At 69.4% G+C, this 22,791-nt stretch carries 17 protein-coding genes and 3 pseudogenes; 6 read left to right on the top strand and 14 right to left on the bottom strand.

All coding sequences use genetic code 11. The features are described 5' to 3' along the window. Window positions 1-31: 31 nt before the first annotated feature. Window positions 32-1,477, bottom strand: coding sequence for a gamma-aminobutyraldehyde dehydrogenase (locus ACWGKT_RS40035; RefSeq protein ID WP_453277547.1), 1,446 nt, complete (start codon window positions 1,475-1,477; stop codon window positions 32-34). A gap of 574 nt (window positions 1,478-2,051) precedes the next feature. Between ACWGKT_RS40035 and ACWGKT_RS40030 the strand changes: the two genes are divergently transcribed. Genes ACWGKT_RS40030 through ACWGKT_RS40015 form a run of 4 tightly spaced genes read left to right on the top strand, consistent with a single transcriptional unit; the run spans window position 2,052 to window position 5,984 of the window. Then, window positions 2,052-3,161, top strand: coding sequence for an extracellular solute-binding protein (locus ACWGKT_RS40030; RefSeq protein ID WP_453277546.1), 1,110 nt, complete (start codon window positions 2,052-2,054; stop codon window positions 3,159-3,161). Beyond that, on the top strand, window positions 3,161-4,042 hold the full coding sequence (locus ACWGKT_RS40025; RefSeq protein ID WP_453277545.1) for an ABC transporter permease: 882 nt from the start codon (window positions 3,161-3,163) through the stop codon (window positions 4,040-4,042). Before ACWGKT_RS40030 ends, ACWGKT_RS40025 begins: the two co-directional genes overlap by 1 nt. Beyond that, the gene (locus ACWGKT_RS40020) at window positions 4,029-4,859 is read left to right on the top strand and encodes an ABC transporter permease (protein ID WP_453277544.1); all 831 of its coding nucleotides are present in this window, start codon (window positions 4,029-4,031) and stop codon (window positions 4,857-4,859) included. Before ACWGKT_RS40025 ends, ACWGKT_RS40020 begins: the two co-directional genes overlap by 14 nt. 3 nt (window positions 4,860-4,862) lie before the next feature. Further along, on the top strand, window positions 4,863-5,984 hold the full coding sequence (locus tag ACWGKT_RS40015) for an ABC transporter ATP-binding protein (protein ID WP_453277543.1): 1,122 nt from the start codon (window positions 4,863-4,865) through the stop codon (window positions 5,982-5,984). 34 nt (window positions 5,985-6,018) lie between these two features. Here the strand turns inward: ACWGKT_RS40015 and ACWGKT_RS40010 are convergent. The 12 genes and pseudogenes from ACWGKT_RS40010 to ACWGKT_RS39955 form a co-directional block, all read right to left on the bottom strand. Next, window positions 6,019-6,572 (bottom strand): annotated as a pseudogene (locus tag ACWGKT_RS40010) (RNA-guided endonuclease TnpB family protein); the annotation flags it as partial. A gap of 275 nt (window positions 6,573-6,847) precedes the next feature. Continuing rightward, on the bottom strand, window positions 6,848-8,098 hold the full coding sequence (locus ACWGKT_RS40005) for a PucR family transcriptional regulator (RefSeq protein ID WP_453277542.1): 1,251 nt from the start codon (window positions 8,096-8,098) through the stop codon (window positions 6,848-6,850). A gap of 8 nt (window positions 8,099-8,106) precedes the next feature. Further along, on the bottom strand, window positions 8,107-9,522 hold the full coding sequence (locus ACWGKT_RS40000) for a phytoene desaturase family protein (protein ID WP_453277541.1): 1,416 nt from the start codon (window positions 9,520-9,522) through the stop codon (window positions 8,107-8,109). A gap of 23 nt (window positions 9,523-9,545) precedes the next feature. After that, window positions 9,546-11,288: a DUF3556 domain-containing protein gene (locus tag ACWGKT_RS39995; RefSeq protein ID WP_453277540.1), complete on the bottom strand. Its 1,743-nt coding sequence runs from the start codon at window positions 11,286-11,288 to the stop codon at window positions 9,546-9,548. Window positions 11,289-11,307: 19 nt separating this feature from the next. Continuing rightward, on the bottom strand, window positions 11,308-12,696 hold the full coding sequence (locus ACWGKT_RS39990; RefSeq protein WP_453277539.1) for a class I adenylate-forming enzyme family protein: 1,389 nt from the start codon (window positions 12,694-12,696) through the stop codon (window positions 11,308-11,310). Window positions 12,697-13,032: 336 nt separating this feature from the next. Further along, window positions 13,033-14,244 carry an acyl-CoA dehydrogenase family protein gene (locus tag ACWGKT_RS39985; RefSeq protein WP_453277538.1) on the bottom strand — a complete coding sequence of 404 codons (1,212 nt, stop codon included), beginning with the start codon at window positions 14,242-14,244 and terminating at the stop codon, window positions 13,033-13,035. Then, window positions 14,241-15,200, bottom strand: a complete 960-nt coding sequence (locus ACWGKT_RS39980) for a 3-hydroxyacyl-CoA dehydrogenase NAD-binding domain-containing protein (RefSeq protein WP_453277537.1) — start codon at window positions 15,198-15,200, stop codon at window positions 14,241-14,243. Before ACWGKT_RS39980 ends, ACWGKT_RS39985 begins: the two co-directional genes overlap by 4 nt. 32 nt (window positions 15,201-15,232) lie before the next feature. Next, a complete protein-coding gene (locus ACWGKT_RS39975; RefSeq protein ID WP_453277536.1) occupies window positions 15,233-15,988 on the bottom strand; it encodes an acetoacetate decarboxylase in 756 nt (251 codons plus the stop codon). 28 nt (window positions 15,989-16,016) lie between these two features. Further along, the gene (locus ACWGKT_RS39970; protein WP_453277535.1) at window positions 16,017-16,787 is read right to left on the bottom strand and encodes a crotonase/enoyl-CoA hydratase family protein; all 771 of its coding nucleotides are present in this window, start codon (window positions 16,785-16,787) and stop codon (window positions 16,017-16,019) included. Between the two features lie 58 nt (window positions 16,788-16,845). Then, window positions 16,846-18,015, bottom strand: a complete 1,170-nt coding sequence (locus ACWGKT_RS39965) for a CaiB/BaiF CoA transferase family protein (RefSeq protein WP_453277534.1) — start codon at window positions 18,013-18,015, stop codon at window positions 16,846-16,848. A gap of 156 nt (window positions 18,016-18,171) precedes the next feature. Continuing rightward, window positions 18,172-19,077 carry a LysR family transcriptional regulator gene (locus tag ACWGKT_RS39960; RefSeq protein ID WP_453277570.1) on the bottom strand — a complete coding sequence of 302 codons (906 nt, stop codon included), beginning with the start codon at window positions 19,075-19,077 and terminating at the stop codon, window positions 18,172-18,174. A 408-nt stretch (window positions 19,078-19,485) separates the two neighbouring features. Next, window positions 19,486-20,250, bottom strand: a pseudogene (locus ACWGKT_RS39955) (SpoIIE family protein phosphatase); the annotation flags it as partial. 278 nt (window positions 20,251-20,528) lie between these two features. On the opposite strand from ACWGKT_RS39955, the pseudogene ACWGKT_RS39950 reads away from it, so the two are divergent. Both ACWGKT_RS39950 and ACWGKT_RS39945 read left to right on the top strand, forming a co-directional pair. Next, window positions 20,529-21,686, top strand: a pseudogene (locus ACWGKT_RS39950) (PP2C family protein-serine/threonine phosphatase); the annotation flags it as partial. Beyond that, window positions 21,592-22,170, top strand: coding sequence for an ATP-binding protein (locus ACWGKT_RS39945; protein WP_453277569.1), 579 nt, complete (start codon window positions 21,592-21,594; stop codon window positions 22,168-22,170). The pseudogene ACWGKT_RS39950 and the gene ACWGKT_RS39945, both read left to right, overlap by 95 nt. A gap of 36 nt (window positions 22,171-22,206) precedes the next feature. Here the strand turns inward: ACWGKT_RS39945 and ACWGKT_RS39940 are convergent, their stop codons facing one another. Then, window positions 22,207-22,779, bottom strand: a complete 573-nt coding sequence (locus ACWGKT_RS39940) for a TetR family transcriptional regulator C-terminal domain-containing protein (RefSeq protein ID WP_453277533.1) — start codon at window positions 22,777-22,779, stop codon at window positions 22,207-22,209. Between the last annotated feature and the right edge of the window lie 12 nt (window positions 22,780-22,791).

Below are 22,791 nucleotides of genomic sequence, written 5' to 3'. Positions count from 1 at the left end.
AGGCGCCCCTTCGAGGCGCGGACCTCCCCGATCACAGCGACGTCATGACGTGCTTGATGCGGGTGTAGTCCTCGAAGCCGTAAGCCGAAAGGTCCTTGCCGTAGCCGGACTTCTTGTATCCGCCGTGCGGCATCTCCGCGACGAGGACCATGTGGGTATTGATCCATACGCAGCCGAAGTCGAGGCGCTTCGACATCCGCATCGCGCGGGCGTGGTCCTTTGTCCAGACCGAGGACGCGAGAGCGTAGTCGACGCCGTTGGCCCACTCCACGGCCTGATTCTCGTCGGCGAAGGACTGGACGGTGATGACCGGGCCGAAGACCTCGTTCTGGATGATCTCGTCGTCCTGCTTGAGGCCAGAGACGACGGTGGGGGCATAGAAGTAGCCGCTGTCACCGATGCGATGACCGCCTGCCTCGACAGTGGCGTGCGAGGGGAGCCGGTCGACGAAGCCGCCCACCTGTGCGAGCTGGTTCGCATTGTTGAGCGGGCCGAAGAGCACGCCCTCCTCATCGACGCCACCGGTCTTGACGTCGGCGGCGGCCTTGGCCAACTGGGCGACGAACTCGTCGTGGACGGCCTCGTGCACGAGGACGCGAGTGGCGGCCGTGCAGTCCTGCCCGGCGTTGAAGAAGCCCGCGGTCGTGATGCCCTCGACGGCCCGCACGATGTCCGCGTCGTCGAAGACGACCACGGGTGCCTTGCCGCCGAGTTCCAGGTGGACCCGCTTGACGTCCTTGGCAGCGCTCTGGGCGACCTGGATGCCGGCACGGACCGAGCCGGTTATCGCGGCCAGAGCTGGCACCGCGTGCTCGACCATCAGTTGCCCGGTGTTCCGGTCGCCGCACACGACATTGAGTACACCGACCGGCAGATCCAGCTCCTTCAGTACCTCGCCCACGATCCGTGCGAGCAGCACCGTTGACGCGGGGGTGGTGTCCGACGGCTTGAGAACCACGGTGTTCCCCGCGGCGATCGCCGGTGCGAACTTCCACACCGCCGTCATCATGGGGTAGTTCCAGGGCGCGACCTGTGCGCACACACCGATGGGCTCGCGCCGGATGATGGAGGTGAGGCCCTGCGCGTACTCCCCCGCCGCCTTGCCCTCCAGAAGGCGCGCCGCGCCCGCGAAGAAGCGCAGCTGGTCGACCATGGGAACGATCTCTTCGGTCCTGGTCACGGCGCGGGGCTTGCCGGTGTCCCGGCACTCCGTCTCGACCAGCTCCTCAGCACGTGCCTCGACGGCGTCCGCGATTTTCAGGAGCAGCTGCTGCCGGATACCGGGGGTGGAGTCGCGCCACACGGCGAAGGCTGCCGCCGCGGCTGCCATTGCCGCGTCCACGTCCGCCGGCCCCGAGAGCGGTGAGCTCGCGTAGACCTCACCGGTGGTGGGGTCGAGTACCGGCAGTGTACGACCGTCCTCCGCGTCTACGAATGCACCGTCGATGTAATTGCGCAGCACATGGATTTCGTTCACGACGTTCTGTGCTCCTCGTGGCTCGGGAATCGTGGCAGGGCATCGGCGATCAGGGGGAAAGCTGCTGTCGGCAGATCTGTGTCCGGGCTGGCTGGACAATGGCGGTGACGCGGCGCCCCAGGGGGTGGGGGGACGCCGTGCGAGTGCGCTCCGGTCGTGCCCGGCCGAAGGGCTCGACCCGGACGCCGCTGAAGGGGTGACAACGACGCTATCCGTCACCCGACCAGCCAAGAAGTGGCGGATTCATCCATGATCACGCCACCTCAATGGATGGTTTGCACACCGCCTGCGGGCGTTGACGTGCAGAGGACATGTCCCTACTGTTGCGCCACGCGGTCGCCGGGCTGGCACAGACCGCGTGTACCGGCTCGTTCCCCTTCCGCAGGTCGCCTGATCGTGGCGGCGGACGTGAACGAGTTCCGGAATGTCATGTGCGATTGACGACGGCTATAAGCCGCAGGCCACACTCCGGCCTGCTCACCCATGGCACAGATGGCAGTTCGAAGAATTCCCTCTTTCCCCTCTGGGGCTGATCCCTGCCCTGCCCCTTCATTGCCGGAAAGGCATGCCCACCATGAACGAGCAGTCACACAGAAGCACGAGCCGCCGGTCGATCCTGCGGGCGGCTGGAGCCTCCGCGCTGGCGGCACCCCTCGCGGGGAGCCTGCTCACCGCGTGCAGCACCAAGTCCACCCCTTCGGCCAAGCCGAACACCACGGTGACCGTCACCTCGTACGGCGGCTCGTACAACGACCAGCTGACGAAGACCCTGCTCAAGCCGTTCGAGAAGAAGACGGGTGTGCGCGCGTCGCTGCTGGCCAACACCAGCCTCGCCGGCCTCAAGGCCCAGGTGCAGTCCGGCGATGTCCAGTGGGACCTGGTGGAACTGACCGCACCGGAGTACCTCCAGGCCGTCGACGAGGGGCTGTTGGAGAAGCTCGACTACGACGTCATCAGCGACAGGGGGCTGCCGTCCTACGCGAAGGCCGACTACGGCATCAAGTATCTGAGTTTCCTGTTCGTGATGGCCTGGGACCAGAGGCACATTCCCGACGCGCAGGCACCCAAGGACTGGGAGCAGTTCCTGGACCAGGGGCGCTACAAGGGCAAGCGTTCCGTCTACGCGCAGTTGTCCGACAGCTCGATCCTGGAGGCGGCACGGCTCGCCGCGGGCGTCCCCTTCGACAAGATCTATCCACTCGACGTCGATGCCGCTCTGAAGTACCTGGCCCAGCACCCCGGGCGCGACAAGCTGATTTACCACACCGCCAACCAGGAGCCGATCCAGCAACTGACCTCGGGTGAGGTCGCGCTCTCGACCAGCTTCAACAACCGGATCAGCGCCGCCCGCAAGGACGGGGCAAGGCTGAACTTCACCGCCAGGAACAGTGTCGTCGCAGGCGACTACTTCGTGGTCCCCAAGGGCGCCACGAACAAGGAGGCGGCCTTCCGGCTCCTGGACTTCATGAGCAACGACGCCGCAGCCGGCGCCGACTTCATCCAGACCACGAACCTCACCCTGGCCAACACCCCGGCCCTCGCCAAGCTGCCTGCTTCGGTCGCCGACTCCCTGCCCACCAGCCCCAAGCTGGCAGACTCCATCCTGGTCCGCGACGACGCCTGGTGGGCCAAGAACCTCAAGGCGACAGAGCAGCGCTTCAAGCTGTGGCAGGCGGGCAGCTGATGACGTCCACCGTGACACCTGCCGCGGCCTCCACATCCGCGGGCACCGACGCCCGGCGGCGGCACAGGCGCCCACGCGGCACCTGGTTGCTGCTGCTGGCGCCCGCACTAGCCTTCGACGCCGTACTCTTCCTGACGCCTCTCGGCAAACTCGTCGCGGCGAGCACCCACGACCACGCCTACCAGCGCGTGCTGAAGGACCCGCTGGTGTCCCGGTCGCTGCTCAACACCTTCGAGATCAGCGCACTGTCCACACTCGCCACGGTCGTACTCGGCTACCTGCTGGCCGTGGTGATCTGGCGGCGCGGCCCACTGGCGCGGGTCGTCCTCTTCGCTCTCGTACTGCTGCCCTTCTGGACGGGCGTCCTGGTGAAGAACTTCGCGTGGGCGGTGCTCCTGCAGGACAACGGCCTGGTGAACACCGCACTGCAGGGGCTCGGCCTCACCGACGCCCCGCTGGCCCTGCTCCACAACCGCTTCGCCGTCGTGGTCGGCATGGTGCACTATCTGCTGCCGTACGCCGTCTTCCCGATCTTCGCGGCCCTGGCCGCGATCGACGACCGGCTCGAACTGGCCGCCCGGTCACTGGGGGCGGGCGAGGTGTCGGTCTTCCGGCGGATCATCCTGCCCCTGACAGTGCCGGGGGTCTCCGCCGCGGGTCTGCTGGTGTTCATCATCAGTACGGGGTTCTTCATCACGCCCGTCGTGCTCGGTGGCCCCGGCGACATGATGATCGCCAATCAGATCGACTTCTACGCACGCCAGTTGACCGACTTCGCCGGTGCGTCGGCGCTCGCGCTGCTGCTGACCGTCGTCGTCAGCGTACTCGTCGCCGTGTACCAGCGGATCCTTCGTGCAGGAGGCGAATATGAGGCTCACTAGACCTCGACATGTGTCCTCGCTGATCGCCTCGGTGCCGGTCTTCGTCTTCCTTGTGGTGCCGACGCTGATCGTGCTGCCGGTCGCGTTCACCGGCAGCCGCTACATCACCTTCCCGCCCAAGCAGTTGTCCACGGACGCGGTCACCGGGTTCTTCGGCGACCAGGCATGGATGGCTGCCCTGTCCGCGAGTCTCCAGGCCGCCGGAGTCGCGGTGGTGATCGCGGTGTTGCTCGGAGGTACAGCAGCCGTGGCACTGCACGGGCGTGTGTTTCCCGGGAAGGCGGCGGTGACGGGCCTGCTGCTCGCACCGATGATCGTGCCTGCCGTGGTGATGGCGCTGGCGTTCTACCAGTTCTTCATCTCCCTGGACATGGTGGGGACGGTCCTGCCGATCGGCCTCGCCCATGCCGTGATCGCGGTGCCGTACGCCTTCCTCACCGTGCGGGCCAGCCTCGCCGGGCTGAATCCGGCGCTCGTCCGCTCGGCGAGCAGCCTGGGCGCGGGAGTCTTCTCCGTCATGCGGTTCGTCTATCTCCCGGTCATCCGGCCAGGGCTCGTCGCGGGGGCCCTCTTCGCCTTCTCGGTGTCCGTCGACGAGACGGTCATCGCGCTGTTCCTGCAGTCCCCGGACGCGACGACGCTGCCGGTGAAGATGTTCACCGACATCCAGTACAACCTGACCCCGAAGATCGCCGTGTCATCGGCGATGCTCGTCACCGTCGCCACGCTCGGTCTGCTCGTCCAGGTCTGCTTCACCATCCGCCGCCGCTCCGTCGCACGGCTGCTCCCCTTGACCGCCCCCGAACAGACAAGGTGAACCATGACGACCACGACCACACGGCAGGCATCCGCCTCGACCCCTCATGAAGAGCGCCGTGGCGCCATCGAGTTGCGGGGCGTCCGCAAGACGTACGGCAATGTCGCCGCCGTCGACGATCTCGATCTGTCGGTCGAGCCCGGCGAGTTCGTGACGCTGCTCGGGCCGAGCGGCTCCGGGAAGACCACGACGATGATGATGGTCGCCGGCTTCGAGGAACTCACCTCCGGCACGGTGCTGATCGACGGCGAACCCGTGGACCGGCTTCCCCCGAAGGACCGCAACCTCGGTGTCGTCTTCCAGAGTTACGCCCTGTTCCCGCACATGAGCGCCGCCGAGAACGTCGAGTTCCCGTTGCGCATGCGAGGGGTCCAGCGCGGCGAGCGGCGCAGGCGCGCGGAAGAGGCACTCGCCCGCGTCGGACTGGCCGGTCTCGGCGACCGTCGTCCCCGGCAGATGTCCGGCGGCCAGCAGCAGCGCGTCGCCCTCGCCCGCGCCCTGGTGTTCAACCCGGCTGCCCTGCTGCTGGACGAACCGATGGCCGCTCTGGACAAGCGCCTGCGTGAACAGATGCAGGACGAGGTGAAGACACTGCAGCAGTCGCTCGGCATCTCTGTCCTGTTCGTCACCCATGACCAGGACGAGGCCATGTCCATGTCCGACCGGATCGTGGTCATGCGCGACGGCAGGATCGTGCAGGAGGGAGCCCCCGAGGACGTGTACGCGCATCCGCAAACCGACTGGGTGGCCAACTTCCTCGGCGACACCAACCTGCTGCCCTGCACGGTGCTGGAACGCAAGGACGGCGAGGCCGTCGTCGACCTCGGCGCCTGGGGAGTCGGCCGGGTACGGGACCGCGGGGCCAAGGGCGACGCGTACGCGGTCTCCGTCCGCCCCGAGCACCTGCGGTTCGTCGAGGCCGACCGCACCGAGAACCGCGGCTCCGGCCGGCTGCTGTCGTCCACCAGCCTCGGCGCCACGATCCGTCACCGACTGCACGTGGGCGGCCAGGACGTGGTCATGCGCGAACTCGGCACGGGCTCGCGCGCGACCGGCGACCTCGACACCGAGGTAACGGTCGGGTGGTCACCGGAGGAGGCCCAACTGCTCGTACTGGAGCGTTGACTGCTCCCCTCCCTGAAGGGAGGGGATTCCTGGCTCAGGCTGCCCGCTGGGGCCACGCCTCAGCGGGTCTTGTGCCCTCAACACCAGCCGGGTTCAGAACAGCCCGGACCAGCATCACGCGGGCGGGGTTCTTGTCCCTGGGGGATACGGCGCCGCATGTGGTGCAGGTGTAGGTTCGTTCCGAGAGAGGAAGTGCGCGCTTGGTTCTCGCTCCGCACTGCGCGCAGTCCATGGTGGTTGGATGGACAAGGTGAGGACAGTCTTCGCGGCGCCGATGGCAGCGTCGGCTGCCGTGCGGGCCATGGTCGACATCGCGAGGAACTTCGGGCGGAAGTCCTCCACGGCGAGGGCGTCATGGTCACAGACCACGCGCTTGGCCCCCTTGTGGGCGGTGTCCTGACGCTGCCGGGCGACCTTCTTGTGCAGCTTCGCGGCACACCCGGCCTGTTCAGGGAAGCGGCTCAACCGGCGCTTCCCCGACGAACGAGGCGTACCAGTGGCCGAGGCCGTCCCGGTGGATACGCACGCTCGTCGAGGTGGACGGCAGGTCGCGACCACACCACGGGTCAGCACGATCCCGCCCGCCAGGTCCACGAACCACGGAAGCTGTACCGGGCCTGCGCACCAGCCGACCCGCGGTCCAGCTCCCTCCCGCTATCGAACAGTTGGGCTGGCCATATCAGGAAGGTGCAGGTCAGAACCTATACGAAGAGAACTCCGCCGCTGCGCGGATCCACCCCAAGGACGCCTTCCCCACTACGCCCCACGACCGGGGCCTCCTGGGAGGAAGCAGGTGAAGGGCGCTTGGCCGCCGACCGGATGTCCTGGTGGATCGCCGTGGTCGCGGCCCGTGCCCGTCATCTTCACTTACGGCGCAGGACCTTCGACCCGTGCCAGCGGCAGATCGTGAGAGCGAAGTGGAGGTCGAAGGCGTTGGCGTCGAGGTCGAGGTGGTAGTGGTCGACGGCGCGTTGGACGCGGTAGTGGACGGTGTTGCGGTGGACCATCAGCTGGTCCGCGGTGGCGGCGTAGCTGCGATGGGTGGCGAGGAAGACGCGGAGTGTCTCGCGGAGGAGTTCGCGGCGGTGGTCGTCAACGGCGAGGTCACCGAGGGTGTCGAAGACGAAGTCGGCCAGTTCGCGGGGCTCGTCGACCAGGAGAGCGACGGGGGCGACGCGGGTGAAGGCCACCACTCCAGGGGTGCCGGCCCCCGCGGAGAGGGCGAGGGCCTTGGCGCGGGCGGCGGCGCGGGTGCTGCGGCGGAAGCCGTCGAGGCCCGGGCGGACGGTGCCGAGGGCGATTCGTACCGGTAGTGCGGCGTCGGCCAGTTCGGCGGCGACGGTGTCGGGGTCCACCGGGCAGCTGGGCCTGACGGCGAGCCAGATCCGGGCGTCTGCCTCGTCCGTGTGGACCAGCAGGGGGCGGCCCTGTGCGTGCAGGACGGTGTACAGCAGCGAGGTCACCCGGTCGAAGACGGCGGCGGGGTCGGTGGTCGCCGTCGTGCCGTGGAGCCAGCCCTCGACGGCCAGATGGCTGCCGGACAACCGGTAGTCGAGGGCGGCCTCGGCCTGCCGCAGATCGACCCGGGGGTTGTCGAGGAGCTGGTTGACCCAATACTGGCGCGGTATACCGCGGCTGCCCACCCAGCGTTCGCGCTCCTCCTCGTAGACACGACCGATCTGGTCGCAGACCCGGTCCAGAAAGGCCGAGGTGAGGCTGACGAGAGTGATGACGGTGCCGGCCGGGTCCGGCAGCCCCAGTCGGACCGCCTCGCCGAGGACCAGGTCCAGGCTCTGCGCATGGCCGAGCCGGTAGGCGCGCAGCAAGGCTGAGAGCGGAACGTCGCGCTGGGCGAGCCTGCGGGCGTAGGAGACGGCCGAGGCCGGCGCGTCCACGGTCTGCGGGTCGATGCGGTTGATGATGACGTGCAGGGCGGTGACGATGTTCTCGGTGATGCTGGCTTGCAGGAGCCCGTGCAGCGGTTCGTCGTGTTCGAGTTGGGCGATCTCCGCCTCGGTGGTGGCGACCAGCCTGGCGATGACGTCGTCCCGGTTGGCCTGTATGAGCTGGGCCGCGAGAACGACGGGATCCGGTGTCCCCTCCGGCCGCTGCACGGGCCCTCTCACCGGTCCAGGTACCGCAGTGCGGAGCGGGCGGCGTTCGCACCGCACATGCCGTGGACCCCCGCACCAGGTGGGGTGGCCGCCGAGCACAGGTACACACCGGGGATGCCGGTGCTGTAGGGGTCGAGGGACATCCGCGGGCGCAGCGCGACCTGCCGTGCGGTGTTGGCACCGGCGACGATGTCGCCACCCACGAAATTCGCGTTGTAGCGAGCCAGTTCGGTGGCCGAGCGCACCGAGCGTCCCACGATCCGCTCCCGGATCCCCGGCGCGAACCGCTCGATCTGGCGCAGCACCGCCTCGGTGGCGTCACCCGGGTAGCCGTGCGGGACGTGGGCGTACGCCCAGATGGGGTGGACGTCGCCGCAGGAGCGGCCGGGGTCGGCGAGGTACTGCTGGCCGACCAGGACGAACGGGCGCTCGGGCATCCGCCCGGCGGCAGTCTGCGCCTCCGTACGGACGACCTCCTCCAGGGTGCCGCCCAGGTGTACGGTACCCGCGCGGCGGCATGCCTCATGGGTCCACGGGATGCCGTCCCGGACTGCGAGGTCGATCTTGAATGCCGCCGGCCCGTGCCGCCAGCCGCGGTAGGCCCGGCACACCCGGCCGGGCAGCCGGTCGCCGCAGATGCGTGCCGCGGCTCTGGGCGCGGTGTCGAGCATGATGATCCGGGCGGGGGCCAGCTCGGCCAAGGAGTCCACCCGCACTCCTATCTCGATGGTCCCGCCGAGCTGGGCGAGCAGTGCGGCCAGCGCATCGGTGATGGTCCGGGACCCGCCGCGGGCGACGGGCCAGCCGAAGCGGTGGGCGGCGCCGATGAGCATCAGCCCGACCGCGGAGCTTGTCGGCCCGGTCAGCGGATGCATCAGATGCGCCGCCGCGCCCGCGAACAGCGCCCTGGCTTCCTCCGTGCGCCAGCGCCGGGCCACGGCCGTGGCCGGCTGCAGCGCCCGGAGCCCGAAACGGGCCAGTGCCACCGGGTGGGCGGGAAGATGAGGTACCGGGCGCAGCACATCCTCGGTGAGCGCGTCGAAGTCGTCGGCCAGCGGGGCGAACAGCCGCTCCCACGCCGGGCCGTCCGCACCGAGCCCGCTCGCAGTCCGTTCCAGGGAGCGGACCAGCACCCCGGCCCGCCCGCCGTCCAGCGGGTGGGCCAGATCGACCTCGGGCCACGCCCATGCGACGCCGTACCGCTCCAGGCCGAGGGTCCGCAGGAACGGCGAGCCCACGCCCAGCGGGTGCACTGCGGAGCAGTGGTCGTGCAGCAGTCCGGGGACGGTCAGTTCGCTGCTTCGGGCGCCACCGCCGATCTCGTCGGCGGCCTCCAGCACAGTGACCTTCAGCCCCCGCTGTGCCAGGGCGACGGCGGCGGCCAGCCCGTTCGGGCCAGCCCCGACGACGATCGCGTCACTCATGTGCGGCTCCCACCACGATCGTGTCACTCATGCGCTGCCGCCACCTCGGTCGCCGGTCGCGGCGCGCCGACGGGCTGGACGGGGATCGCGGGCGCCTCGTCGTCGAGCCAGGGCTGCCGGGTCACCATGTCCCGCACGTTCACATACCCCTCCTCGATCAGGCCGCTCGCCGCATCCACGATGCGGTAATGCTGCCGCGCGCGGTGCGTCGGCTGCGACTCGAGAATGACGACGCGCAGGTCGCCCGGCGCGAAGCCGCACCGCTGCTGTACGGCGGCCAGCAGCTGCTCGTTGTGCAGATGGCCGTCGCCGAAGTTCCAGCCGAGGACCGCTCCCGCCACCGTCTCGCCGTCCCGCACATCGTAGGACCCCACGTCGTCCACGGCTCGCGGCAGCAGCCCGACCAGCGCGCGGCCGTGGGTGTGCATTGCCCGCCAGGCCAGCCCCTGGTCCAGCACCACTTCGGCGGTCTCGGCGCCGTACAGGCGGGTGAGCTGGCCGAAGGGCAGACCTGACGCCTTCACGATGTGCTCGTTGAGCCGCTGCTCGGTGCCCTCGCGGAAGCACCACAGGCTGGTGGCCCAGTTGCCGGCGTAGTAGCGCATCGAGGGGAGGAACGACACCAGGTCGGGGCGGACATGACCGAGCACCGGGACCACCACCAGGCTCAGCACCAGCACCGCGGCCAGCAGTGGGGAGTGCAGGGCGAAGGCGCCGACCGCCGCGTCGTGGCCGAACAGGACGAGCGCCGAGTAGATGAAGAAGACGTTCCACTCCAGCGGTACACCCATCGGGAAGGTCGACAGGATGTGCAGATGGAAGACGACCATCACGGCCAGGGCGACGGTGGTGACGATCCCGCCGTGCGAGAGCAACAGGACCAGCGGCACCGCGTACTCGATGACCGTACCGCTGTGCGCGGCCCCGACGGCGAGCCCCGACGGCCTGAGATCGTCGGGGTAGTGCCGGTACAGCCGGCGCTTGAGCCAGGCCGGACGCAGCGGACTGTTGCTGATCATCACCGCCACCACGAACGGGAAGTGGCGGTTGAGCTTGGAGGAAGCGGCGCCCCACCACAGAGCGACCATGACCAGTTTCAGCGCGGCGGGCATGTCGGCCACCGGGAAGAGGAAGACCAGCAGCGTCAGCCCGTAGTGCTCGGCGCGGGCGGCGAGGAAGACGGTCTTGTCGCGCAGCCCGAGCAGGGCGAGCAGCGCCACGAGCACGGCGATGCGCCACGGCGCCAACACACCGGACGCACCCGGGTCGCCCGGTGAGCACAGCAACCACACCGCCGCCCCCAGTACGGCCGCGTAGAGGGCCACGTCGGCCACCGTGCGCCGGGTACCCGCGGTGCACGGGATCCGGCCGGGCCAGGGGGGCAGCCGTACAGTGCCGGGGCGCAGCCAGTGCAGGAAGGCGCCGACCGGCGGCAGGAAGTGTGAGCTGAGGGGGCCTGAGCCGCAGCCGAGGCCCAGGACCTCGTACAGCAGCGTCCAGATCGCGAGTTTCTGGTAGACGATCGGCTCGCCCCACCACGAGCCGAAGTGCGTGACGCCGCCGACGCCGGGGGTCGCGGAGACGACCGCGATGCCGCCAAGTGCGTACGCCGTGATCTTCAACAGGTACAGCAGGTGCACGATGCCGGGGGTGCCAAAGCCGTGCCTGGCCCAGTGCTCGGCGAGCAGTCTGATGCGCTGCTGGTAGGGGCGGGTGCGCCACCGCTGTGTGTCGACGTCTGCCGTATTCGGTGCGAGGAATCCCATGACTGCCTCCGGTTTCCGTTCAGCCAGCGGTGGTGACGGCGGTGGTCCTGGCCCGGAGCGCGGGCTTGTCCGTCTTGCCGACGGGATTCCTGGGCAGTCGGTCGACGAGGATGATCTCGGCGGGTACCTTGAACCTCGCCAGCCGGGCCCGGCAGTGGTCGAGCAGGTCGGTCGCGGTGGCCGAGGCGCCCAAGCGCAGCGCCAGGAAGGCCACCGGCACCTCGCCGAGCCGCTGTTCCGGGGCGCCCACCACGGCGGCTTCCAGCACGTCGGGGTGGTCGCCGAGTGCGATCTCGATCTCCTTGGGGTAGATGTTCTCGCCCCCGCGGATGATCATGTCCTTGATACGGTCGACCAGCACCAGATAGCCGTCCTCGTCGAAGCGCCCGACATCGCCCGTGTGCAGCCAGCCGTGCACGACGGTGCGGGCGGTCTCCTCCGGGCGGCCCAGATAGCCGCGCATGACGTTGGGCCCCCGCACCACCACCTCACCGGTCGCCCCGGCAGGCACGATCCGGCCCTGTGGGTCCATCACGGCGACCTGCTGGCCGGGCAGCGGCAGTCCGACCGTGCCGGGCTTGCGCGGGCCGTCCAGCGGGTTGGTGGTGGAGGCGCAAGTGCCTTCGGAGAGGCCGTAGCCCTCCAGGATCGGGATGCCGTAGCGGCGCTCGAACCGCTCGATGAGCGCGGGCGGCATCGGGGCCGCTCCGCAGGCGGCGAACCGTACTGACGATGTGTCGGGCACAACCTCGTCCGGCAGTTCGGCGAGCATCGAGTAGATCGACGGGACCGCGGAGAAGCAGGTCGGGCGGACCTCGGTGAGCAGGCCGAAGAAGGTTTCCGCCCGGAACCGCCCGGCCACCGTGACCCGGCCGCCGGCCAGCAGCGGGGACAGAACTCCGACCACGATCCCGTTGACATGGAACAGCGGCAGGATCAGCAGGCTGTGGTCGGTCTCGGACAGGCGGGCGCTGTCGATCATCATCCCCGCCATGGCCGCGAGGTTGGCGTGGTCGAGCATCACGCCTTTGGGGCGCCCGGTGCTGCCGCTGGTGTAGATCACCAGGGCGAGCGCGCCGTGGTCCGTCTGCGGTGGGGCCGTGTCTTCGGGTCCGCCGCCCAACTCGGCCACCGGCAGCGCCCCGGCGAGCGGCGACGGCCCGGCGGTGACGACCACGGCGGCACCCGCGTCGCCGAGCTGGTATCGCGCCTCGCCCTCGGTGAGTGCCGGATTGACCGGGGTCACGGCCGCGCCGAGCCGCCAGGCGGCGAAGAGCGCGACGGCGAAGTCCGCCGTGTTGGGCAGCAGCAGCGCCACCACGTCGCCGCGCCCGATGCCCCGCGCCCGCAGGGCCGCCGCGGCCCGGCGCACCCGACGGGCGAACGCCGCGTTGTCCAGAATTGACACGTCATCAGCGATACAGGGACCGTACGCATCCCGCCGGGCCCGCAGATCTGGCAGTTCCGCGATATGCATGCCTGCTCCTCGAAGTACGTCGACGGACGTCGGGCGGACGCGGCTGCGCGTCCCGACGCGGGACGGATGTCCGGTACGTGAGGAGAGACGGTACGAATCCGCGGCGCCGCAGGCCCATGGGCGCGGGGGACGACGCTCGGGGCAGGACTTGTGCGCGGTGCACGAAGCGCGGGCGGCACGCCTGCACCGGTCCGCGCCGGCACCGAGGCCTGGTGCACTCGGGGCCGGCGCGGGGTTTGTGGGGGCCGGTCGGTGGGAGAGCCGCGGTCAGACGAAGGCGCTCTCGCCGGTGACCGCCTTGCCGACGATGAGCGTGTTCATCTCGCGGGTGCCTTCGAACGAGTAGATCGCCTCGGCGTCGGCGAAGAACCGTGCGATGTCGTAGTCGAGCACGATGCCGTTGCCGCCGAAGATCTCCCGGCACCACGCCACCACCTCGCGCATCCGCGAGGTGACGTACGCCTTTGCCAGCGAGGAGTGCTCGTCGCGGAAGACGCCGGCGTCCTGCAGCCGTGCGAGCTGGACCAGCATGCCCCAGCAGGCGGTGATGTTGCCGAGGCTCTTGACCAGCAGGTCCTGCACCATCTGGAACCGCGCGATCGGGCGGCCGAACTGCCTGCGCTGCTTGGCGTAGTCCAGCGCCAGCTCATAGGCGCCGATCATCACGCCGAGGGCCTGCCAGGCGACCCCGCTGCGGGTGGCACGGAGGATTTCCGCCACGTCACGGAAGGAATGGATCCGCTGCAGCCGGTTGGCCTCAGGCACCTTGACGTCGGTCAGGGTGATCTCGGCGTTCTCCACGATCCTGAACGCGATCTTGTTATCGATCTTCACTGGGGAGAAGCCCGGGGTGCCCTTCTCCACCACGAACCCCTTGACCCTGTCGTCCGCCTCGTCGCGGGCCCAGACCACCACCAGGTCGGCGAACGTCGCGTTGCCGATCCACCGCTTGGCGCCGTTGAGCACCCAGTTCTCCCCGTCCCGGCGCGCGGTGGTCCGCATGCCCCCGGCCACGTCGGACCCGCCCAGCGGTTCGGTCATCGCGAAGGCCCCGATGGTCTCCAGCGCGGCCATCGAGGGCAGCCAGCGGTCCCGCTGCTCTTGGTCGCCGCCCCGGTAGATGCTGTACATCGCCAGGCCGTTGTGCACGCCGAAGAAGGTGGCGCTCGAGGCGTCGGTACGGGTGTACTCCATCGACAGCATGCCGACCAGCAGGTTACTCCCGGCCGGCAGCGGGTCGCCGTACCCCTCGTAAGGGACGCCGGCGAGCCCCAGTTCGCGGAACTTGCCAATGAGCTCGCGGGGGAACTCTCCCTTGGCCCAGTATTCGTTGACCAGCGGCTTGACCTCGGTGCGCATGAAGGCCCGTGCGTGAAGCAGCAGTTCACGCTCGTGCGGGGGCAGCAGCGACTCCACGTCGTAGAAGTCCGCGGCCAACCGCTCCTCGACGGAAACCTTCTCGGGCAGCAGGGCGGTCATGACCGGTTCTCCTTCTCCACGTTGGTGATGCTGTCCCGGGCGGACAGCACCGCGATCTGCTTGGCGTCGCGCTCCTGGCTGAGGTCGGCGTAGGAGCGGGCGCCGTAGGCGTCCTCGACTGCAGCGACGAGCCGTTCGGTCTGTTCGGGGCTCTGCTCCGGGCGGCCGAGCGAGTCCCACATCTTCTGCATCGACACGCCGATGTGCTCGGCCATGTGCCGGTAGCCGCCGGGGCCGCCGCCGAGATGCGCGCCGAGGAACGGCCCCACGGTCGCCCAGCGCAGGCCGAGTGAGTTCACCATCACGGTGTCCAGTTCCGCCGGGCTGACGACGCCCTGCTCGACCAGGTAGATCGCCTCCCGGCTGAGGGCGTTCTGCAGGCGGTTGCCGACGAAGCCGGGGATCTCCTTGCGTTCCACGACCGGTACCCGGCCGACAAAGCGGTAGAACTCCACGGCCCGTGTCACGCTCTCCTGCGAGGTGCGCTCACCGGGCACCACCTCCACCAGCGGCACCAGGTGCGGAGGGTTGAAGGGGTGGCCGATCAGAATCCGGCGGGCGTCCTCGATGGTGTCGGTGAACGCCGTCGCTGGGATCGCCGAGGAGGAGCTGAGCAGCAGCGCGTGCGCGGGGGCGGCGCCGACCAGGTCGCTGAACAGCTCCCGCTTGAAGGTGACGTTCTCCGGGCCGTTCTCCTGTACGACATCGGCGTCGCAGACCGCGTCGGCAAGGTCGTCGGCCACGTGTACCCGCTCCGCGAGGCCGTCCACGTCCAGGCCCTGAGCGGCGAGTTGCCCGGCCGCTCGGTCGAGTGTCTCGGCGACCGCGTCAGACAGGTCCGGCCGCGGGTCGGTGATCCGTACCCGCATGCCGTGGCCGGCGAAGAGTGCGGTCCAGGACAGTCCGATCGTCCCGGCGCCGACCACCGCGGCGGTGGTGGTGAATGGCTTGGTCATCACATGTCTTCCTTCTGCTTCCGTGGTCATGCTCATCGCGCGGGGTGGGCGGGGCAGGCCAGGTAGTCGTGGACGGGCTTGATGGGCGCCAGGGTCAGATCGGTCAGAATGTGGCTGGCGGAGACGATCTCGCGCACCGGCAGATCGGCCAGGGGCGCCAGCACGTGCTCGAAGAGCTGCAGTCGGGCGGGACCGGTCCAGGCGCCCTTCACCGCGATGTCGGTGATCTCGGTGCGCACCAACTGTGCGACCTGCGGAGCCCCGTCGAAGCCGGGGACCAGCTTCAGCATGTACGTCGGCACACCGATCTGGGCCACGGCCTCCTCGACCGACAGCTCGGAGTGCTTGTAGCCCATCGTGGCGGTCGCCACCCGAAGGGTGCCGACGTCGAGGACTCCGACCAGCGCGCCGTGGTCGGCGCACAGGGCGGGCGACCCGGCGGTCTTGGGGTACGCGCTCGCCTCGCGCCCGGAGGTGATGGCCGGAAGGTTGTCCAGGTACATCGCGTGCAGGTACTCGCCCCGCTCGCCCTCGTAGCGGACCTGGATCGCCTGGCCGGCCTCGGTGTACGGGCCGTACCCGCTGACGTCGCCCATCCGCATGACCTCGAAACGCACCAGTGACTCGTCGATCTCCAGCGGTTCCGGCACCACCGCACGCAGTGCCGCGTGGTCGGTGCGGTAGACGATGTTGAGGTACTCGCGGTTGGTGAAGCGCGGCACGACCGGCGGATAGGCCGGGTTGGCCAGTGGAGTCGCGATGTGCCGGGGCACGTCCTGCTGGTTCATCGTGTGTTCTCCCTTGAGTCCCGTGGTCCTACCGGTCCTGCCAGACCGGGGAGCGGCGCTCGGTGAAGGCGGTCATGCCCTCGCGCACGTCGGCGGAGGCCGCGAGCCGCGCCATCTGCCGCCCCTGCACGGTGAACGCCTGCTCTTCAGGTGCGCCGTCGGCGGTCCTGACGAGTTCCTTGACCGCTGCCAGTGCCAGCGGGGCGTTTCGCGCGATCCGCTCGGCCAGGTGCAGTGCGGTGGCGACGGTCTCCCCGGCCGGGACCACACGGTTGGCGATGCCGAGCTGTCCGGCCCGTCCGCCGGAGACCGGCTCACCGGTCAGCAGCAGTTCCATCGCCAGGTGGTACGGGATGCGCTTGGGCAGCCGGATCACCCCGCCGCCCGCCGCGATCAGCCCGCGGCTGACCTCCGGGAGGCCGAACCGGGCGTCGTCCGCGGCGACGATCAGATCGCAGCCCAGGGCGAGTTCGAAACCGCCTCCCATGGCCCAGCCCTCAACAGCGGCGATCAGCGGCCTGGTCGTCCGGGCCTGGGTCAGGCCGCCGAAGCCGCGCCCCGGGATCTCCGGCGATTCACCGGCCAGCGCGGCCTTGAGGTCCATCCCGGCGCTGAAGGTGCCCTGGGCGCCGGTGAGCACCCCGACCCGCAGGTCGGGGTCCGCCTCCAAGCGGTCGAGGGCCGCGGACAGCCCGGCGGCGACGGCCGCGTTGACCGCGTTGCGCGCCTTCGGCCGGTCGATGATGATCAGCAGGGACGAACCGATGGTTTCGGTCCGCACCTCGGTAGTGCTGTGCATGGTGTGAGTCCTTGATTTACGGTGGGTCAGCAGTTGGCGGCGGAGCAGTGACGGGATGTCAGCGGTCGGCGGCCAGTTCCCTGAAGATCTCGTCGGTGTGTTGGCCGGGCAGCGGGGCGAGTCGGCGGACCGATGCCGGGGTGGCGGAGAACCGCACGGGGATGCCGACCGAGCGGATGGTGCCCTCGCTGGGGTGGTCCACCACATCGAGCAACCCGCCGCCGCGCACATACGGGTCCTCGGCGGCCCGGTCCAGTTCGAGCACGGGCGCCATCGGGATGCTGTGCTTGGCGCAGACCCGGGCCCACTCCTCGGTGCTCAGGCTCGGCGAGCACTCCCCCACCAGCTCCATCAGCGCGTCGACGTCGTCATCGGCGATGGACTCGCTATTGACGCGCGGGTCCGCGGCGAGGTCGGCACGGTCGGCGGCGAGGAAGAAGTGCCGGAAGTTCTGCGGGTTGTACGGGATGACGCAGGCGAGGCCGTCCCTGGTGGGCACCGCACGGTGCCCCCTCTTCATCGACAGCGGGAACCCGGTGGAGCCCTGCGGCGGTTCGAAGACGTGGCCCGCCAGGTGCTCGACGAGGTTGAAGGCGATGAGCGTGTCGGTCATCGGGATCTCGATGTACTGGCCGGTACCGGTACGAGCCCGGTTGACCAGCGCGGCGAGCACCGAGTAGACGATGGTCAGTGCGCAGACCTTGTCACCGATGATCGTCGGCAGGTACGCCGGGATGCCCAGCGCCCGGTTGGCCACGTCCACCAGGCCGGAGGCAGCCTGCACGGTCTCGTCGTAGGCTGCGTTGCCGACCCGGTCGGAGCCGTTGCGGAAGCCCTGGGCATGGGCGTAGACCAGGCCGGGGTTGCGGGAGGCGATGTCGGCGTGGGCGAGGCCGAGGCGGCCGAGCGCGCCGGGGCGCATATTGGTGACGAGCACGTCGGCGCTGTCGATCAGTTCCAGGGCCCGTGCGCGGTCGGCGTCATCCTTGAGGTTCAACGCCACGCTGCGCTTGTTGCGGTTGACGTTGAGGTTGAGCGGGGTCATGCCGGGTGTGGTGCGGTAGGGGCCTACCCGCACCGTGTCGGACGGGGACTCGATCTTGATGACGTCGGCGCCGAGGTCGCCCAGGACCTGCGCCGCGTAGGGCCCCATCACCACCGTTGACAGATCGATCACCCGTATGCCGTCCAGCGGACCGGTGGTCCCGGCGGCCGTGATGTCCATCATCACTCCTGTTCACGCAGTAATTTCATGGCGAATGTTTCCACCGACGACGCTATGCGTGAACGAGCCCAGAGGGAATGATCAAATGCCGAACAAGGGCATGACCACACCGGTCACACCCTTTCCGTCAATCCCCGGAAAAGGGCAGCCGGAAATCGATCAGACGGAGATGACCTCGTTGAAGATCTGCCGCGCCCGGGCGGCGACGTCACTCAGGTCGCCACCGTCACTGGCCCGGTCCCTGCGCAACAACAGCCCTGTTTTCAGGGCGGGTTGGAAGTTCTCGACGGGCAGCACGGCCACGTTGTCCAGCCGGTACCGATGCATGGGGCTCTCCGGCGACAGCATGCTCATCGAAAATGCGATACCGGAGGAAATCAGTTCGGAACTTCCAGAATAGTCCGCCACGTTTACGCGGATTCTTTTCTTTATGCCAGCTAAATTCAGTCGAGTGTCGATTTCGTCGAAATAGGCCGGGGTGGCGTCATTGGGCGTCGCCACATAGGACAGATCCGCCAGTTCCTCCAGGGTGACCGACGCCCGGCCCGAGAACCGGTCGGCCGGAACCGCTGCGCCCAGCCGCTCGCGCATCACCTCGATGATCTCCAGCGCCGGATCGGAGACCGGCAGCCGGGCCAGCGCCATCGCCAGCCTGCCGTCGTGCACCGCGTCCGCCAGGCCCGCCGACGTGCCGGGCCAGCGCTTAAGTTCGCACACCTCCCGGCAGGCGTCTTCCAGCAGTCGCACCCGCTCCCGCAACAGCGGATGCACCCCGGCGGGCATCCCCATGAACAGCCTGTCCAGCCGCGGGCGCACCGCCTCGCTCAGCCGCCACGGAATCGAGTGGACCCGCTCCAGGATGTCGCGGGCCATGGGAAGCAGGGCGGCGCCCGCCGGGGTCAGGTCGACCCGGTGGGTGGTGCGCTCGAAGAGCTCGTGCCCGAGTTCGCGTTCCAGATCCTTGATCCGCTGGCTCAGCGGAGAGGCCGCCATGTGCAGTTTGCGCGCCGCCTGCGAGAAGTTGAGCTCCTCGGCCACGGCGACGAAGTAACGCAGGTGCAGCATGTCCACGCCTGTCACCCTACCTACGACAGAGCCCCCGGCCGCCGGGGCGCGGCGGCCGTTGCGCGCGCAGAGCCGGCCGAACTGGCCCGGCGCCTCGGGGCATGGGTGGCGGTCACCCCCGATACCACAGAGGTCTGCAACAACCGTGATGCCGGAGTCGCGGGCGTAGGCGGGTGATGGGTTACGCCAACGTCGAAAGACCGTCTACGGCGGGCCAACGTGTGCCTGCTGGCCGGTACCCGGCTGCCGCTGCCGGCACGCGGGTGCCTGGACCGGGCTTTGGCCGCCAGCGAGGTCGTCTGTCTCGGTACCGAACCGCCGTTCGTCACGGGGACCGCCCTGGGCGGGAACCTGCGGGACGCGCTGCGCGCGGTGACCCGCCGGCTCCCGCCGCGCAATGATCCGGATCTACAGCCCGAGCAGCGGCTGTTCGGTCCATACGGTCTTGCCCTCTCGCGTGTAGCGGGTGCCCCAGCGCTCCGTCAACTGGGCCACCAGGAACAGGCCGCGGCCGCCCTCATCGGTGGTGCGGGCGCGACGCAGGTGTGGTGAGGTGTGGCTGGCGTCGGCAACCTCGCAGACGAGACATCGTTCACGGATGAGTCGCAGGGTCACGGGGCCACCCGCATAGCGGTAGGCGTTGGTGACCAGTTCACTGGCGATCAGTTCGGTGGTGAACGCCAGGTGTTCCAGTCCCCATTCGGTGACTTGGGCCGTGACGAGCGTTCTGGCCTGGGCAGCAGCTGTCGGCTCCAGCGGCAGTTGCCAGGAGGCGACGTTCTCCGGTGGCAGTACGCGGGTGCGTGCGACGAGCAGGGCGATGTCGTCAGCGGGCTGTGCGGAGACGAGCGAGTCGACAACCGCTTGGCACGTCTTCTCCAAGGGGTCCGCCGGGTGCGTGAGCGCTGTGCGCAGCCGTTGCAGGCACGTGTCGACGTCCACGTGGCGTTCGCCGATGAGTCCGTTGGTGTAGAGCGTCAGCAGGCTGCCCTCGGCCAGTTCGATCTCCCGGGTTTCGAACGGCAGACCGCCCAGGCCGAGCGGTGGGCCGGGGGGCAGGTCGAGCAGGTCTGCCTGCCCGTCTGGTGTGGTCACGACCGGTAGGGGGTGACCGGCGCGCGCCGCGGAGCATTGCCGGGAGACGGGGTCGTAGACGGCGTACAGGCAGGTGGCTGCCCTTTCCGTACGTCGTTCTTGCGCCCCCGGTCACCGCCCCGGGCCGGCGCTTCGGTGCCCTCACTGTCCTCCGTCTGGACAGGCGCGGCGCTTACGGGGCGGCGGACCGCACAGAGCTGCAGGAGATAGGAGGCGAGCTGGCCGCGGCCCTCGCCGGGCTTGCCGAACGGGGCACTGCGATCACGGCCGGGCCCACGCCGGTGGTCGGTCCGGGGCACGGTGTGGACGTCTGTACGCCGGGCTGGGGGGTGCCCGGCGTTCCCGGGTCTGCGGGCATGAGCATGATGTATGCGCTGCGGCGTCTGGCCGAGATGCTGAACCAGGCCACGACCATGGACGACGTTGTCGCGGCCACCCGGCTCTACGTTATGGCCCCGTTCCGCGCCCGGGCCCTGGCCCTGGCCTCGTCGTCCGGGGGCCGCCTGTGGATCCTGGGGCACAGCGGTGCCTCCTCAGGCATCGTCCGCACCCTTCACGGCGCCAGGCTGGACGCCCGCACCCCAGCGGCGCAGGCGGGCCGGGGGCACCCGCTGTTCCTCTCCGGTGGCCGGCAGGCCGACGGCCACACCGACGGGCGCGATGGCGGACCACAAGCCGAGGCGTACCTTCCGCTCATCGGCGGCAGGCAGGTCATCGAGTTTCCTCGCCTCGAAAGCAGGCATGTCGTGGGCGTGTGCTGCCTGTCCTTCGCCGGGCCCCGTGACTTCCCGTCCGAGGAGCGGGCCGTCCTGAGCATGATGGCGGACCTGCTGGGCGCGGCGGTGGAGCGCGTCGAACTGGCGACGAAACAGCGGGAAGCCGCCGAGTACCTGCAAAGGAGGCTGCTTCCGCCCACGCTCCTCGAGCTGCCCCGACTGACCACCACCGCGCGCTACCGGCCCGCCACGGCTACCTCCCTGGTGGGCGGTGACTGGTACGACGTGCTCAGGCTGCCGGATGAACAGATAGTGCTGGTCGTCGGCGACGTGGAGGGCCACGGCATGGAAAGCGCCGCCGTCGTGGGCCAGGTGCGCACCGCGGGTGCTGCCTACGCAAGCGAAGGGCACCACGCCACGGCCGCGCTCGACCGGATCGGCAGGTTGCTCGCCCAGCTCGGTACAGAACTGCTCGTCACCTGCTGCATTGTCACCTTCGACACGGCCGACGGCACGGCCGACGTGGCCCTGGCCGGCCACCCCGAGCCACTGCTACCGCGGCCCGACGGAAGCATCGGCTCTCTCGAGGCGCCCGCCAACCTGCCCCTCGGCGTCACGACGCGGCACGCCTACCAGTGGCGTGAGCACACCCTGGAGCCCGGGGCCGTCCTGATGCTGTACTCCAACGGCCTGGTCGACCGGCATGCGACCGACCCGGAAGCCTACGCGCGAACCCTACTCACATCCGGCAGCCACGAAGTCGGAACCGATCTGGACCAGTTGGCCGACCACCTCATGGCCGAGGTCCACGGTCCCCAGCAGCGCCACGACGACGCGGTGCTGCTCCTGGCCCGCTACGAAGGCGCTCTCGGCAAGGCTGCGCCGCGCACGGGGAGACTGCAGATCCAGCGGCGTGACCTGCACGGGGTCAAGGCGGCCCGCAGTTTTGTGGACGCCCGCCTGCGCTCGTGGGCGCTGGCGGACATGTCGGACGCCCCTGCAGCTCGTCGTGTCCGAGATTGTCACCAATGCCCTCATCCACGCCGGCAGCGACGTCGACGTCCGCCTGCGGGCGTATCCGGACCACATCCGGCTCGAGGTGCGCGACTCCGCCAGCAACCCGCCGGTTCCTTCACCTCTGGCCCTGGCCGAGGAGGAGAACGCTGAGGCCGAGCACGGCCGCGGCCTGCTCATCGTGGAAGCCCTGGCCAGCGCGTGGCACACCTACCCCAACGGCCGCGGCAAGACAGTCTCGGTGGACCTGCCTGTCCCGGAGATGTGAACGGCCCGCCGACCACCGGCGCCGACGGGCCGTCGCTCAGCGCAGGACGACGTCGAAGACGGCGGTGAAGAAGGCCTCGAAGGCCTTCGCCGACTTGTCGGAGCGCGCCGAGATGAGTGCTCCTTCCCAGGCGCTGAGGACGAACCGCGCGATGGTATCGGCCTCCAGGGCCTTGGTGACCTCGCCCGCCTGCTGGGCTTCGGCGATCGCGCCGCTCAGGGCCTCGCACCAAAGGCGCAGGCTGCCCTGTACGGCCTTCCGTAGCACCTCGCTGTGGTCGGCGATCTCGGTGGCCAGATCACCGATGAGACACCCCCGGCCGAACCCGTAGCCGAGATTCTCGTCGCGCAGGGTTTCGAAATGCCGACGCAGCCGCACCAGCGGCGGCACGCTCGTGTCGCCGAGGGCCTCGAGCCCGCGGGTGGCCCCGTACCGCTCCACCGCGATGACGGCCAGCGCTTCCTTGCTCTCGAAATGGTTGTAGAAGGAGCCCTTGGGCGCACCGGCCGCCTCGGTGATGTCCTTCACCCCGGCCGCGGTGAAACCGAACATGTGGAACTGCTCGACCGCCGCATTGACGATGTCCTCACGCAGGCTCGCTCTGGCCATCTCAGCTCCCAA

It is taken from the genome of Streptomyces sp. NPDC054794, from assembly GCF_053611585.1.
Note: the sequence above shows the minus strand (reverse complement) of the source record. Positions and strands in the feature narration are given on the sequence as shown.